Source organism: Georgenia sp. Z2081 (genome assembly GCF_055326445.1).
This window is the reverse complement of the sequence record NZ_JBUZNK010000014.1, coordinates 82,541-95,670: the sequence shown is the minus strand read 5'-3', so window position 1 is coordinate 95,670 and position 13,130 is coordinate 82,541. Positions and strand designations below refer to the sequence as shown.

The 13,130-nt window shown below is 72.9% G+C and carries 17 protein-coding genes; 11 read left to right on the top strand and 6 right to left on the bottom strand.

Annotated features, from left to right (window positions below; genetic code table 11):
* The 3 genes from ACZLKG_RS15535 to ACZLKG_RS15525 form a co-directional block, all read left to right on the top strand.
* Positions 1-335 (top strand): integrase core domain-containing protein (locus ACZLKG_RS15535; RefSeq protein WP_463649235.1); only part of this gene is annotated, 335 nt, incomplete at its 5' end.
* Between the two features lie 266 nt (positions 336-601).
* Positions 602-1,138, top strand: a complete 537-nt coding sequence (locus tag ACZLKG_RS15530; protein WP_463649234.1) for a hypothetical protein — start codon at positions 602-604, stop codon at positions 1,136-1,138.
* A gap of 52 nt (positions 1,139-1,190) precedes the next feature.
* Positions 1,191-1,715, top strand: a complete 525-nt coding sequence (locus ACZLKG_RS15525; RefSeq protein ID WP_463649233.1) for a hypothetical protein — start codon at positions 1,191-1,193, stop codon at positions 1,713-1,715.
* Between the two features lie 852 nt (positions 1,716-2,567).
* Here the strand turns inward: ACZLKG_RS15525 and ACZLKG_RS15520 are convergent.
* The 3 genes from ACZLKG_RS15520 to ACZLKG_RS15510 form a co-directional block, all read right to left on the bottom strand.
* On the bottom strand, positions 2,568-2,957 hold the full coding sequence (locus ACZLKG_RS15520) for an Aca2/YdiL-like domain-containing protein (protein WP_463649232.1): 390 nt from the start codon (positions 2,955-2,957) through the stop codon (positions 2,568-2,570).
* Between the two features lie 70 nt (positions 2,958-3,027).
* On the bottom strand, positions 3,028-3,249 hold the full coding sequence (locus tag ACZLKG_RS15515) for a hypothetical protein (protein WP_463649231.1): 222 nt from the start codon (positions 3,247-3,249) through the stop codon (positions 3,028-3,030).
* 295 nt (positions 3,250-3,544) lie between these two features.
* The gene (locus ACZLKG_RS15510) at positions 3,545-3,718 is read right to left on the bottom strand and encodes a hypothetical protein (protein ID WP_463649230.1); all 174 of its coding nucleotides are present in this window, start codon (positions 3,716-3,718) and stop codon (positions 3,545-3,547) included.
* Here ACZLKG_RS15510 and ACZLKG_RS15505 point away from each other — a divergent pair.
* The 4 genes from ACZLKG_RS15505 to ACZLKG_RS15490 all read left to right on the top strand — a co-directional run bounded on the left by ACZLKG_RS15505 (position 3,692) and on the right by ACZLKG_RS15490 (position 5,814).
* Positions 3,692-3,994, top strand: a complete 303-nt coding sequence (locus ACZLKG_RS15505) for a pilus assembly protein (protein WP_463649229.1) — start codon at positions 3,692-3,694, stop codon at positions 3,992-3,994. The two genes, ACZLKG_RS15510 and ACZLKG_RS15505, sit on opposite strands and share 27 nt — an antisense overlap.
* Positions 3,995-4,131: 137 nt before the next feature.
* Entirely contained in the window at positions 4,132-4,518 is a 387-nt protein-coding gene (locus tag ACZLKG_RS15500; RefSeq protein WP_463649228.1) for a pilus assembly protein, read from the top strand.
* A complete protein-coding gene (locus ACZLKG_RS15495; RefSeq protein ID WP_463649227.1) occupies positions 4,515-5,030 on the top strand; it encodes a pilus assembly protein TadG-related protein in 516 nt (171 codons plus the stop codon). The genes ACZLKG_RS15500 and ACZLKG_RS15495 overlap by 4 nt, the downstream gene beginning before the upstream one ends.
* 130 nt (positions 5,031-5,160) lie before the next feature.
* Positions 5,161-5,814: an NUDIX hydrolase gene (locus tag ACZLKG_RS15490; protein ID WP_463649226.1), complete on the top strand. Its 654-nt coding sequence runs from the start codon at positions 5,161-5,163 to the stop codon at positions 5,812-5,814.
* On the opposite strand, the gene ACZLKG_RS15485 is transcribed toward ACZLKG_RS15490, so the two are convergent.
* Both ACZLKG_RS15485 and ACZLKG_RS15480 read right to left on the bottom strand, forming a co-directional pair.
* Complete coding sequence (locus ACZLKG_RS15485) at positions 5,783-6,271, bottom strand: hypothetical protein (RefSeq protein WP_463649225.1); 489 nt, start codon at positions 6,269-6,271, stop codon at positions 5,783-5,785. The two genes, ACZLKG_RS15490 and ACZLKG_RS15485, sit on opposite strands and share 32 nt — an antisense overlap.
* A 53-nt stretch (positions 6,272-6,324) precedes the next feature.
* A complete protein-coding gene (locus ACZLKG_RS15480) occupies positions 6,325-7,182 on the bottom strand; it encodes a GTP pyrophosphokinase (RefSeq protein ID WP_463649224.1) in 858 nt (285 codons plus the stop codon).
* Positions 7,183-7,450: 268 nt separating this feature from the next.
* Between ACZLKG_RS15480 and aztD the strand changes: the two genes are divergently transcribed.
* On the top strand, positions 7,451-8,890 hold the full coding sequence (gene aztD, locus ACZLKG_RS15475) for a zinc metallochaperone AztD (RefSeq protein ID WP_463649223.1): 1,440 nt from the start codon (positions 7,451-7,453) through the stop codon (positions 8,888-8,890).
* Positions 8,891-9,026: 136 nt separating this feature from the next.
* A complete protein-coding gene (locus ACZLKG_RS15470; RefSeq protein WP_463649222.1) occupies positions 9,027-9,926 on the top strand; it encodes a metal ABC transporter substrate-binding protein in 900 nt (299 codons plus the stop codon).
* Positions 9,927-10,024: 98 nt separating this feature from the next.
* On the opposite strand, the gene ACZLKG_RS15465 is transcribed toward ACZLKG_RS15470, so the two are convergent.
* On the bottom strand, positions 10,025-10,420 hold the full coding sequence (locus tag ACZLKG_RS15465; RefSeq protein ID WP_425708178.1) for a Fur family transcriptional regulator: 396 nt from the start codon (positions 10,418-10,420) through the stop codon (positions 10,025-10,027).
* Positions 10,421-10,556: 136 nt separating this feature from the next.
* On the opposite strand from ACZLKG_RS15465, the gene ACZLKG_RS15460 reads away from it, so the two are divergent.
* Positions 10,557-11,327: a septum formation family protein gene (locus ACZLKG_RS15460; protein WP_463649221.1), complete on the top strand. Its 771-nt coding sequence runs from the start codon at positions 10,557-10,559 to the stop codon at positions 11,325-11,327.
* 221 nt (positions 11,328-11,548) lie between these two features.
* On the top strand, positions 11,549-13,117 hold the full coding sequence (locus ACZLKG_RS15455; RefSeq protein ID WP_463649220.1) for a hypothetical protein: 1,569 nt from the start codon (positions 11,549-11,551) through the stop codon (positions 13,115-13,117).
* Positions 13,118-13,130: the final 13 nt, after the last annotated feature.

Genomic DNA, 13,130 nt, shown 5'->3' with positions numbered 1-13,130 from the left:
GCGGTGATGTCGCCGGTTGCGTTGTGCATTCGGACCGCGGCTCCCAATTCAGGTCGCGCCGATTCCTGGCCGCCCTACGCTGCCACGACCTCGTGACCTCGATGGGCCAGGTCGCCTCCGCGGGGGACAACGCCGCGATGGAGTCCTTCTTCTCGCTCCTGCAGAAGAACGTCCTGAACCGCCGTCGTTGGGCCACTCGGGCCGAGCTGCGGATCGCGATCGTGACCTGGATCGAACGGACTTACCACCGCCGAAGGCGACAGGACCGGCTCGGTCGCCTGACCCCCATCGAGTACGAGACCATCATGACCACTCAGATCGCACTCGCGGCCTGAGAACACCTGTCACCTATCCGTGCAGCAGACCCATCGCAGTTACGGGATCGGGTCTCTGCGGAGTGTGCAGGCGAGCTACCGGTGGTCTGGTCCGGTTCGTGGCATCGTCTACGACCGCGCCTTGACCGGGGTCGAGGTGCTGGGCGTGGTCCGGCACCTCTCTCTCTCTCTCTCTCTCTCTCTCTCTCTCTCTCTCTCTCTCTCTCTCTCTCTCTCTCTCGTAACTCCGTTCCCCACGCTGCTCGCGACCGTTGGGTCGTGGCGGCGTGAGGGCCGCGGTGGTGGACGGACGGGTGGAGGCTGTGGCGGGTCTGCCGGACGCACAGGATTGGCAGCGCGCATTCGGCCGGCAGTTGCTGCCGGTGCCGACGACGGATCGGGTCACGCTCGTCGCGGTCGGGACGGTGGCCGAGTCGGGCGTTGCGGAGTCCACCGTCTCCGTGCAGGACGCGGACGCCGCGCGGCTTGCGCACATCACGACGAACGTGACGAGCTACCGGGGATGGATCGGTGCGGTCGACACCGACGACCGCGCCCGGTTCCCGATCACATCGGGTACCTACTCGCCGGGTCGACTGGACGTGGTCGCTGTGCGGACCACGCCCGAGGTGGCGTCGATCTGGGCGCCCGGCGGGCACCAGGACATCGCGCTGCTGTCGCCGTACCGGGGTGCTCCTCCGCTGTACCTGCGTTCCTACGGGACGCAGCTGACGGTGATGGCCTGGGCGCGGGCGTTGTCCGATGCCGAGGTCTGGGGCGTCCGCCAGGCGCTCGCGGCTCGGTTCGGTATCGCGATGCTCTGACCGCGGGGGCCGTCTCGTGAGGGCGGCTGTCGTGGATCCGCGGTGGCAGCCGGTGGTGAATCTGATCCAGAATCCGCGGTTCCGGGCTGTGTCCCCGCAGGTGTGGAACCGGTACGCCGGTGCTGAGTTCGGCGGGTGGGCCGGCGGGAATGGCCTCTCCGTCGGGGACGTCACTAGTCGTGCTGGAGCAATCCACTTCGGGGACCGCCTGGGTGCCGGCGCTTACCGGCTGTCGGTGGACGTGCAGGCGGCACTGCCGGGTGTGGATGTGCGGATCTACCTGTACGACCCAGGCGCCAATGTGGTGGTTGGGTCGGGGAGGATGTCCGCTCCGAGGACGCGCGGCAGGCTCGCCTTCGAGCTCGTCGCGGCCGCGCCGTTCGAGCGCACCTATGTCGAGTTCATCGGCCGCGTGGGCGACCTGCCGGCTGGGGTGCTGATCGGCTACTTCGACCGGGTGATGCTCAGCGCCGGCCATGGCGACCCCGGCTATGTGGACGGTGATCAGCCGGACGGCCGCTGGCTCGGTGCCCCCCACGCGTCCCCATCGGTGGGGTATCCGCGCCCCGTCGGCTAGCCTCGCTCGCGTAGTCCCGGTGGCACCCACCCCCTGGCGTGCTGCCGGGACTACCCGGCTTCGCCCCTGACCTTCCGTGTGAGGGTCCGGGAAACTCGACGAGAAACCTCGCGCCCCCGCTCAGCTTCGGCTGGGCGGGGGCGCTTTCGTCATATGTAATGAGCGCGATTTCAAAGAATAGCCACCTTTAAGCACAGGTGGCGTTTAAACAGCGCACAAAAGAATCATCGATATGATAAAATAACGGATGACCAGCGCAGTAACGCTGGTCATCCGTTAAGAACTGCCGAAAGGGTCGTTCTGGTGCTTGTGGTAGTGCCAGGCTATGCGATCCGACCGCGGCGGTCAAGCCAACCAGCGGAAGGAGCAGAGATGGCAGAAGCGATCCTATTCTTAGCCCTCTTCGTTATTGCGATTCGTGTCGCAGAGGGCAAGTAGTAACGCCCGTACCCCCGGCCTGGCCGACGTGTCAGGTCGGGGCTCTGCGTGAAGCTCATGTCCCCGCTCGCGTCTACTGTCGGCGCTCGTGACTGGCTCGCGGTGGATCCGCACCCCGGCGGGGATGATGCTTCGTCCACCGGCGGCGTGTCCGGGCTGCGGGTGGGCGTGGCCCGAGACGGGGCCCGGTCGGCCGCGTGAGGCCTATCTGCCGTGCCGGTGCGGGGCCGGGCCGCACACGCTGTGGGTGTGGTCGTGCGGGTCGCTCGTCGCTGAGGGGTGTGTGGACGTCACTGGTTGGGTGGCGAGTCACGTGCCTGTGGGGACGATGCTCGAGGACCGGTGGGCGGTCGACGAGCCGTAACCGCGGGACGCCGGTGCTGGAACAGTTTTCCAGTGCGTGGCAGTGGCCGCTTACCGGCCGGCGGTGGTGATCTGGACGCCTGGGACCTCGTGGGCGGCGCGGGCGACGACGTGCCGCCACCAGCGTGCGGGCAGGTGTGCGGTGTCGGGCCGTGCGGCGTGCATCTCGGCGTCGGTGGGGTATAGGGCCACGACGGGGTCCTGGGCGTCGTTCAGGGCGTCGACGAGCTCGCTGACCGCTCGGGCCGTGTACGCCTCGATCTGCTCGACCTCCTCGCGGACCCTGATCGGGATCGACTCGCGGCCGGTCTCCCACCGCCGGACGGTGTCGTGGCGGACGCTCAGCATGGCGGCGAGGTGCTCGGTGGTCAGGCCGAGGTGCTCGCGGACCATGCGCAGCTCGCTGGGGTCCATTCGGTCCTCGTCCGTCGTCTCTGTCATGGCTGTCCTCTCGGATACGGGTCCGGCCCCGCCCCGTGCGGTCGGGGTGCGGGGCCGGCGGTGGGGTGGGTCAGTTCTCGTGGCGGGCGGCGACGGCCCAGAACTCGTCCTCCTCATCGACGACGGACTCGAAGCCTGCGGAGTTGAGGAGCTCGCGGCCCTGCTCGTCGGTGTCGACGCGGTACTCGAAGAGCTCGGCGGCGATGGCCTCGACGTCGTAGTCGGCGGCGTACTCGCCCAGCGCGGGGAGGATGTCCTGCTCGATCCCGTCGGTGATGGTGGTGTAGCGCATGATCTCGGCTCCTTCTGGCCTCGAGGTCTGGGGCTGTTCCTCTTGACCTGACACCTCAACTCGACCCCACACTTTGTGGGGCGTCAAGGGGTTGGCGCCGGCTGACTCGGGAGGATCGGTGGGCGCTTGCCTTGACTCGGCATAATCAGGTCGAGGACACCGCCTCTCGCAGGTGGCTGCAGTGCGCAGTTACGTTGATGACGGCGGGGCTGGTCATCATCATCTGGGCGATCGCGGAGACCCAGCTCGGCGAGCTCTTCCAGACCGCGATCGACCGCGTGCTCGGCGGCGGGGACTAGTCCGACCGGAGCGGCGCGTCGTCACGGGCGGCCCTGCCGCCGAGGACGACCGTGGAGAGCCGGCGGCCGGCGACACCGAGCGCGGGTCGGCCATCGTCGACTTCGTCCTCGTCTCGGCGCTGCTCCTGCTCCTCGTCGCGGCGGTGCTCCAGCTCGCGCTCCTGCTTCACGTGCGCAACACGCTCATCGACTCCGCGTCCGAGGGTGCCCGACACGGTGCGCTCCTCGGTTCCGACCCGGCCGACGGTGCCGCCCGGACGGCCGAGCTCATCAGGGCCGGTCTCGCGGACTCCTATGCCGAGGACGTCTCGGCGGATGTCGTCACCGCCGGCGGTGTCCCGCTCGTCCAGGTCCGCGTGCGTGCGCCGTTGCCGGTCGTGGGCCTGTTCGGACCGGGCGGCGAGCTCGAGGTCGTCGGGCACGCCGCGCTGGAGATGGAGCCGTGAGCCGTCCGCGCCCGAGCCGGAGTCCTCGCCCCCGTGACCGCCACCGCGCGCGCCGGAGTGCCGGCGCCCGTCTCCGTCCCTCGCGCAGTCCGGAACGGGACCCGGAGGCCGGAAGCGCCGTCCTTGAGTACCTGGGCGTGGCCCTGCTGCTCCTGCTCCCGCTCATCTACGTCGTCGTGGCGATCAGCCGGATCCAGGCGGCGTCGTTCGCCGCGGAGGGGGCCGCGCGCGAGGCCGGCCGCATCGTCGCCCAGGCCGACAGCGAGTCCGCGGCGGCCGGCCCCGCCGCGTCCGCCGTCGAGCTCGCCTTCGCCGACCAGGGGTTCGACGTCGACGGCTCCGAGGCGCTCGCCGTCACGTGCGCCGCCGACCCGTGCCACACCCCTGGCGCCCGGATCGACGTCGAGGTCGCCACGGCCGTCGCACTCCCGCTGCTCCCCGCCTCGATCGCGGGCGTGCCGACATCGATGTCGGTGGAGTCCCGGCACCTCGTCCTCGTCGAGGACCACCGGGGGACCGGGTGACGCCCGCCCCGGAGCAGGGTGAGCACCGCCGACGACCCGCACCCCGCACGACCAGTGCCGAGGAGGACCCCGAGGCGGGACGGATCATGGTGCTCGGCATCGGGTTCCTCGTCGTCCTGGTCGCCCTGGTCCTCGTCATCACCTCGGTCTCGGCGATCCACCTCGACCGCAAGCGGGCCCTGGCCGCCGCCGACGCTGCTGCCGCCGCGGCGGCCGACGCCGTCGCGGAGGCTGCGTTCTACGCGGAGGAGCGCGACGCCCTGCTCACCGACGAGACGGTGCGTACCGAGGCGGCCGCCTACCTGCAGCAGGTGAACCTCACCTCGAGCGGCGGCATCCGCTCGGTGGCGCTCGGCGAGCCCACCGGCACAGAGGACGGCGAGACGGCCGTCGTCACCCTCGTCGCCGTCGTCGACCCGATGTTCGTCCCGGCCCTGGTCAGCGACGCCGTCGGGCCGGTGACGATCACGGTCACCGGGCGCGCGCGGGCCATCGACGTCGAGAACGGGTAGAGACCTCCCACCAGCCCCGGGCGGCGACCACCGCGGGTGCGCGATGATAGGCGTCGGCGGTCCGCGTCCGGAGGACGACGTCGCGCTCGAGACGTGGGCGCCGCGACGGCCGGACGGAAGGAGGGGCCCGATGATCGAGGCGCTGCGTGACGCCGGCACCGTTCCGCTGCCGTGGGCCAGCCGTTCGTGGGGCTGGGAGGGCCTGCCGCGTGCCACCTCCGAGCACCACCGGACCTCCCGCGCCAGCGCCGTCGTGGTGCTGACCAGGCCCGTCGGCGACGACCTCGCCTACCTGATCGTGCGCCGCTCCACCCGGCTGCGCTACCACGCAGGCGAGTACGCCTTCCCCGGCGGCGGGATCGACCCGGGAGAGACGCCTGTCGCCGCGGCGATCCGCGAGTGCGGCGAGGAGACCGGGGTGCTGCTCGGTGAGGCCAAGATCCTCGGCACCCTGCCCGCGCTGTACCTCGGGGCGAGCGGCAACGTCGTCACCCCCGTGCTCGCACGGCTCGGCGCCGACGATCACCTGCCGCGGATCGCGCACGACGACGAGACCCGGTCCGCCCACTGGGTCACGCGCAGCCACCTCCTCGACCCGCGCAACCGCACCACGGTCACCTACCGCGGGCGGTGGGTCGGGCCCGCGTTCCGGTTCGAGGGCACCTACATCTGGGGCTTCACGGCCCGCGTGCTCGGCTGGGTCCTCGACGAGGAGAATCTGGCCGCCCAGAACCTGGTGCGCGTGCCCGGCGTCAGTGACAGGGCGACTCGACGGACACGTTGATCGCGTCCGGGTCGGTGCTCCAGGCGAGCGTGAGCAGGTAACCGCCGGAGTCCTGGAAGTGGCGCGCCGACGTCGCGCCGGACTCGACGGGCTCCCACTCCGGGTCGAGACCGTCCGCGAGCTCCAGCACCTGGGCCTCCGGGTCCGCCGCGCGCATCTGACCCCGACCCGTCCAGGAGACCGGGCCGCCCGTGCGCCCCGAGCACGCCGTGGTCGAGCCGTGCACCCAGTCTCGGGCCGTGACCTCCTCGGGGTCCTGCGGCCTGAGCCTCGCGGCGACCTCCCGGACGAGGGACTCGACGACCGGCTCCTCGGCGCGCGCGGCCGCGCGAGAGTCGGCGCCGGAGGTCGCGACGGCCCCCTGGGAGCCGCTCTCCGTCGTCGGGCCCGCGCCGCCGGAGGGCGGACCGCACGCGGTGAGGACTGCGCACAGCGCGAACCCCGTGAGCGCTGCCATCAGGGTGCGTGGGGCTGCGGTCCCCGGGACGACCGGCCCTGCCGGACGTGCCTTCACTGACCGCTCATCCTCCTCGCCCGGTCGACGTTCCTGCGCGGATCCTCGTGATCGGGCACAGCGCCGAGGTCGGTGCCCGACCCGCCGAGGGCGTCCCCGGCCCTCTCCGGCATCGGCCGGATCTCCTCGCGCAGGCGCCCCATCCGCTCGTCGAGCTCGGTGGCGAGCCGGGCGGCCTCGTCGAGCTCGCCCGCGAGGTGGGCCGGGAGGTCGGCGTCGTACTTGTACTTCAGCTTGTGCTCGACGCTGGCCCAGAAGTCCATGGCGATCGTGCGGATCTGCAGCTCGACCGGCACATGCTCGGTGTGCGTGGACAGGAACACCGGCACCTGCACGATGAGGTGCAGCGAGCGGTACCCGTTCGCCTTCGGCCGCGCGATGTAGTCCTTGACCTGCAGCACCTCGAGGTCGGGCTGGCGCTCGAGCATCTGCGCGATCCAGTACACGTCCGAGACGAAGCTGCACGTGATCCGGATCCCCGCGATGTCGAGGATCTGACGGCGGATCGCCGGGAGCGAGAGCTCGTCGCAGGTCCGCAACGCCTTGTCCAGCAGGCTCTCGGAGGACTTCAGGCGCGTGCGGACGTGCTCGATCGGGCTGTAGTCGTGGATCTGCTCGAACTCCTGGCGCAGGATGTCGACCTTCGTCCGCACCTCCTCGATACCCGCCTGGTAGTGCATCCGCAGAGCGGCGAAACCGTCGAGGGCCTCCCGCAGCTGCGCCGCCAGCTCCTCCGTGTCCGCGCCCTGGGCGAGCTGCGCGCCGCGCCGCGCCGCGACCAGCGACCGCATGCGCGCGGCGGCGGCGCCGGGGCCGCCCGTCGGGCCGAGTGTCGGTGCTGGTTCGGAGCTCATGAGGCCTTCGTGGGGGTGCGGGGGAGGTTTCGAGGGTAGTCGCGAGGCGGGCCGGGCGGGCGATCGGACCCTGCGCCGGCGCGGGGCGGACCGACCGGGTCCGCGGTCGGGCCGGGCGGACCGGTCGGCCGTGAAGCCGGCCCGGGATCCAGCCACGAGATCGCCCCGAACAGAGAACGATAATGATTCTCATAGATGTTAGTGTCGCCCGGTCCGCATCACCCGTCCGGAAGGAGCCGGGCCCGCCGCCGGCGGCGCCCCACCAGCCATGAACACCACCACCGCCCCCCGACGGCGCCGCGCCCTCGCGATGCTCGCCGTCCTCCCACTGGCCCTGCTCGCCGGCTGCTCCGGCGATGCCGAGGGCGACCCGACCGACGACGCCCCGTCCCCGAACGGCGCCGACGACGCCACCGAGTCGGCCTCGGAGGTCTCCTCCGACGAGAGCGGGTCCGAGGCCGGCCACGACGACCACGACGACGCCGGCGCGGCCACCGAGGCCGCCGCCGCCACGCCGCGCATCGCCCTCACCTACGACGGCGGCATCCAGGTCCTCGACGCCACGACCCTCGAGGTGATCGAGGACGTCGAGCTCGAGGGCTTCAACCGCCTCAACCCCGCGGGCGACGGCCGCCACCTCTACGTCTCGACCACGGGCGGCTTCCAGCTCCTCGACGCCGGCGCATGGGCCGAGCCCCACGGCGACCACTCGCACTACTACACGGCGCCCCCGGCGCTCACCGAGCAGCTCGTCGAGGCCGGCATGCCCGGCCACGTCGTCCCCCACGAGGGGCGCACGGCCCTGTTCGACGACGCCACCGGCGAGATCGTCGTCCTCGACTCCTCCGCCGTCGCCGACGAGGACGCCGAGGGACGCACCTACACGACGCCGTCCCCGCACCACGGCGTCGCGCTCGAGCTCACGGACGGTTCGCTCGTCGTCTCCGAGGGCACCGAGGACGCCCGCACCGGCATCCGCGTGCTCGACGAGGCCGGCGAGGAGATCGCCGCCTCCGACGAGTGCCCCGGCGTCCACGGCGAGGCGACCGCCGAGGGCGAGGTCGTCGTCATCGGCTGCGAGGACGGCGCACTGGTCTACTCGGGCGGCGAGATCACCCACGTCGACAGCCCCGACGAGTACGGCCGCATCGGCAACCAGGCCGGCAGCGACGTCTCCCCGATCGTGCTCGGCGACTACAAGACCGACGAGGGCGCCGAGCTCGAGCGACCGGAGCGCGTCTCGCTCATCGACACCACCACCGGCGAGCTCTCGCTCGTGGACCTGCCCTCGAGCTACAGCTTCCGCTCGCTCGCCCGCGGCGACGACGGCGAGGCCCTCGTCCTCGGCACCGACGGGAACCTGCACGTCATCGACCCCACCACCGGTGAGCTGACCGCCTCCCACCCCGTGGTGGAGCCGTGGGAGGAGCCGATCGAGTGGCAGGAGCCGCGACCCGCGCTCTGGGTCCACGACGGCACCGCCTACGTCACCGAGCCGGCGACGGGCTCGATCCACGCCGTCGACATCCTCACGGGCGAGGTGTGGAACACCGCCGAGCTCGGCGTCACGCCCAACGAGATCAACGGGATCTCCGGGGACGTCGAGGCCGGGTCGACCGAGTACGGCGCCGGTGAGGACGGGCACGAGGGGCACGACCACGGGGACGAGACCGGGTCCGACCACGGCGAGGACGACCACGACCACTGATCGCTCGCGCGGGGTGCCGGGCCGCATCGGCCCGGCACCCCGCCGCCCCGGAAGGACAGAAGTGCACGCACGCCCCCGACCGACACCCAGCTCCTCCCGACGCGGCCACCTGTGCCGGACCGCCACCCGCCGGACCGTGCCGACCCGCGCCGCCACCGCGCGCACCTCGATCACGGCGCTCGCCGCCGTCGCGCTGCTCGCCGCCTGCTCCGGATCGGACGCCGACGACTCCGCCTCCGACGCCGCCACCGTCGAGGTGATGGCGAGCTTCTACCCGCTGCAGTTCGTCGTCGAGCGCGTCGGCGGGGAGCACGTGTCGGTGGACAACCTCACCCCGCCCGGGGCCGACCCGCACAGCCTCGAGCTATCGCCGGCGGAGGTGGCGCAGCTCGAGTCGGTCGACCTCGTCGCCTACGTGCCCGGGCTCCAGGCGGCGACCGACGACGCCATCGGCGTCACCGACCCGGCCGCCGTGCTCGACGCGGCCGAGGCCGCCGGGGTCGCGGAGGACGACCTCGCCCGCGACCCGCACTTCTGGCTCGATCCCACCCTCGTGGTCCCCCTCGTGGACGGCGTGGCGGACACGCTCGGCGACCTCGACCCCGAGAACGCCGAGGACTACGCCGAGCGGTCCGCCGACCTCGTCGCCGAGCTCACGGACCTCGACGACGCCTACCGCGAGGGGCTCGCCGCGTGCGCCGGCGCCACACTCGTGACCTCCCACGAGGCGTTCGGCTACCTCGCCGAGCGCTACGGGCTCGAGCAGGTCGGGATCAGCGGTATCGACCCCGAGGTCGAGCCGTCACCCGCGCGGCTGCGCGAGGTGGGCGAGGTCGTCCGCGCCGAGGGCGTCCAGACCCTGTACTTCGAGGTCATCGCCGGGCCCGACGTCGTCGAGGCGCTCGCGGCCGACCTCGAGGTGGACACGGACGTCCTCGACCCGATCGAGGGGCAGACCGACCCGGAGGCCGACTACCTGGACGTCATGCGCTCCAACCTCGCCGCACTCGAGCGCGGCCTCGTCTGCGACGGGTGAGTGCCTCGCGGACGTCCGTGGAGCGGGGGACCGTGCCGGGCGTCCGCGCGACCACCTCGGGCGTCCGAGCGGCTGCCTCGGGCGGCGGCGCGACCCACTCAGGCGCCCGCGCGTTCCCGGCAGCTCGCGCAGCGGCCGTAGATGTCGACGACGTGGCGCACCTTCTCGAACCCGTGCTGCCGGGCGACCTCGTCCATCCACGACTCGTCGGGCGGTTCGACGTCCACGGTCGCCCCGCACGACTCGCACACGAGGTGGTGGTGGTGCCCCACCTCGCAGGCGCGGTAGAGGGTCTCGCCGTCGGAGGTCTGCAGGGCGTCGACGACCCCGTAGGAGACGAGCCGCTTGAGGACCCGGTACACGGTCGCGAGGCCGACCTGCCGCTCGGACCCCTGCATGCGGCGGTGGAGCTCCTGCGCACTGACGAACGTCGAGTCGGCCCCGATGGCCTCCCGGACGGCGGTCTGCTGCCACGTCTGGCGTTGCCGGGTCATCGGCCCATCATCGCCCATCGGCGACGGCGCGTCAGTGTCCGGCGCCACGCCTCCCGCGGGCGGCGGCGGAGCGCCTGGACAGGTGTACCCCGCCACGCGCGGGACCGTGGTGCGCCGCTCTGGCTACGGTGACCCCGTGAACCAGTGGAGTGCGCAGAGCCCCGGGAGCGGTGCGCCGGGCGGATGGGGCAGCGCCCAGACGCCCCAGCAACCCGCGGGCTACGGCCCCGGCGGCCCCTGGCAGGGGGGTCAGTACCCGGCGCCGATGCAGCCCGGACCCGGCGGCCCGTGGAACGGCGGTGGCGGCCCCGACGGCGGGAACCGCGCCGTGTACATCGTCCTCGGCATCGCGGCCGTCCTCGTGGTCGCGCTCGTGGTGACCGGCCTGCTCCTGCACCGCAGCTTCACGTCCGGCTCGGGCGCGGAGACCACGACCTCGACGCCCGGCCCGGGCCCGGATACCGGCGGCGGGACGACGACGGAGCCCTCGGGGCCCACCGCGCCCCCCGGGGTCGAGGCGTCGGGAGCGACCACGGTCTTCGAGATCGAGGTCGGCAACTGCGCGCTCTATCAGGACTACACCGCGGTGTCGAACGACCTCGTCCTCACGCCGTGCGCCCAGCCGCACTACATGGAGTTCTTCCACGTGTTCGACGTCGAGGACCGCGACCAGTTCCCCGGCGTCGAGACCATCAACGCCGAGGCTCGCGAGGAGTGCGACGCGTTCTGGAACACGCTGCCCGAGGTCGACCTCGACCTGTCCCGCATCAACCTCTCGACCCTCGCGCCGTCCGAGGCGACCTGGGAGCAGGGTGACCGCGAGGTCCTGTGCATCGCCCGGACCGCCGACGACACCGACACGATCCAGGGCAACTTCCAGGACGGCTCGGCCGTCCTCGTCTCCTGACCCCGGGCCCGATCCCCTGACCCCGGGCGCGATCTCCTCGCGCCGCGCGCGCTCTCCTGACCCCGGGCCGAGCCGCCCTGTCCCCGGTGCGACGCAGCTCCTCCTCGGAGGCGTCCGGGCACCCCTGCCTCACGCCGTGAGGTCGTGGTGCCACGGGGCATGGGGAGCGCACCCCATCCGCCGCGGTGCGAGCCCTCCGTCGCGTTATCTATCGTCGCTGCGTGACTCGTTCGTCGCGCCTCCGGGGCGGTCGGCCCGCGCTCGCGGGGCCCGATCGCGCTCCCGCGCACGCCGACGACGCCTCCGCCGACGACGCCTCCGCCGAGGAGGCACCGGGGGGCGCCGCGCACCACGAGATCCCCGACGACGAACCGCCCGTCGAGCGCGCCCAGGTGCCGCTCCCGCCCGGTGCCGGGTGGCCCGCGCTGCGCAGCCGGCCCGGCCACCCGGAGGCGGGAGCGGAACCGACCGTCGACCGCTCGCGTCTCGCCCCGACGGCCGACTCGCCGCCCACCGCGCCGCCCGAGGCCGCGGACAGTCGCGGCTCGGGCGCCCGGCCGGCCCCCCGCCCGGGCACGGCCCTGCCCGCCCCCAGTGGTGCGCGGCCCCCCGCCGGTGCGAGGGTCGACACCGACGAGGAGCGACGAGCCACGCCCACCGGCCCCACGGCCCGTCGCGCGCTCCCGCGCACGGTCTTCCACGGGCTGCAGTCCGCCTCGGCGACGGTGCGGCCCGACCAGGCGCGTCCGACGGCGGTGCCGAGCTCCGTGGAGATCGAGGATCCGAGCGAGGGCGCTGCCCGTCCGTTCGACACGGGCGGGGGAGCCGGCGCAGCGGTCGGCCTGCCGCGCATGTCCGACGACGCCCCGGGCCGAGCCCCGGCCGGCGGGGCCCACGCCTGGCGCGGTCCCACCTCGGCCGGACCCGACGCGGACGGCGCTGCGCGCTCCGGACGGCGGCGCCCGATGGTCCTCATCGGTGCCGCCGCGGCGCTCGCCATGGCCGTCGTCGTCGGAGCCACCACATTCTCCCTCGTCGGCGGGGACGACCTGTCGAGCAACCTCGGCCACCCGCCGGCGCTGTCCGAGGAGGAGGACGGTGCCGCGCACACAGACGCGGAGACCGCTCCCGGGGCAGCGGGCGGAACGACCGACCGGGCGCCCGAGGAGGCCCCGGACGCCGCGCAGGACGGCGCGCAGGACGGGGACGAGGACGGGGCACCCGACGAGGCCCCGGACGAGACCCCGGGCGAGACGCTCGAGGAGGAGCCGACCCGTGACCCGGGCAGCGCATTCGCGCCGCCAGGGCTGCAGCGCGGCGAGCGGGAGGGCGGCGTCGAGCTGCGGCAGCAAGGGACGCCCGAGCGGATCGGCACCGCAGGAGATCTCTCCCTCGGCGACTGCCTGACCGCCGAGGCATTCGCCGACCGGTCCGAGCGCACCGAGCTCGTCAGCTGCGACGAGCCGTTCCAGGCGCAGGTCGTGGCCGAGATGACGCTCCACCTCGAGACCTTCCCCGGCGAGGACGCCATGCTGCGCAGCGCCGCCGAGTCCTGCTCACGGCTCGTCGACTCCGACCCGCCGCCGGGCCTCGCGACCGCCGGCGAGCCCGCCATGGTCGCGCTCGCCCCCACGGCCTTCTCCTTCGGCGCCGGTGACCGCACCATCCTGTGCGTCGCCACCACAGGCTCGGACGACGAGTGGTTCGAGGGCTCGCTCCTCGACGAGGACGCGTCGGCCGCGGGCCCCGGCGCCACCGCGCCGCACGGCGGCCAGGGAGCGCGCGACTAGTAGACTCGACCCT

What these genes read in the sequence shown, in the direction of transcription:
- aztD (WP_463649223.1), top strand. Translation starts at nt 7,451, where the DNA reads ATGAACACCACCACCGCCCCCCGACGGCGCCGCGCCCTCGCGATGCTC.
- ACZLKG_RS15485 (WP_463649225.1), bottom strand. Translation starts at nt 6,271, where the DNA reads ATGGCAGCGCTCACGGGGTTCGCGCTGTGCGCAGTCCTCACCGCGTGC.
- ACZLKG_RS15490 (WP_463649226.1), top strand. Translation starts at nt 5,161, where the DNA reads ATGATCGAGGCGCTGCGTGACGCCGGCACCGTTCCGCTGCCGTGGGCC.
- ACZLKG_RS15520 (WP_463649232.1), bottom strand. Translation starts at nt 2,957, where the DNA reads ATGACAGAGACGACGGACGAGGACCGAATGGACCCCAGCGAGCTGCGC.
- ACZLKG_RS15465 (WP_425708178.1), bottom strand. Translation starts at nt 10,420, where the DNA reads ATGACCCGGCAACGCCAGACGTGGCAGCAGACCGCCGTCCGGGAGGCC.
- ACZLKG_RS15480 (WP_463649224.1), bottom strand. Translation starts at nt 7,182, where the DNA reads ATGAGCTCCGAACCAGCACCGACACTCGGCCCGACGGGCGGCCCCGGC.
- ACZLKG_RS15515 (WP_463649231.1), bottom strand. Translation starts at nt 3,249, where the DNA reads ATGCGCTACACCACCATCACCGACGGGATCGAGCAGGACATCCTCCCC.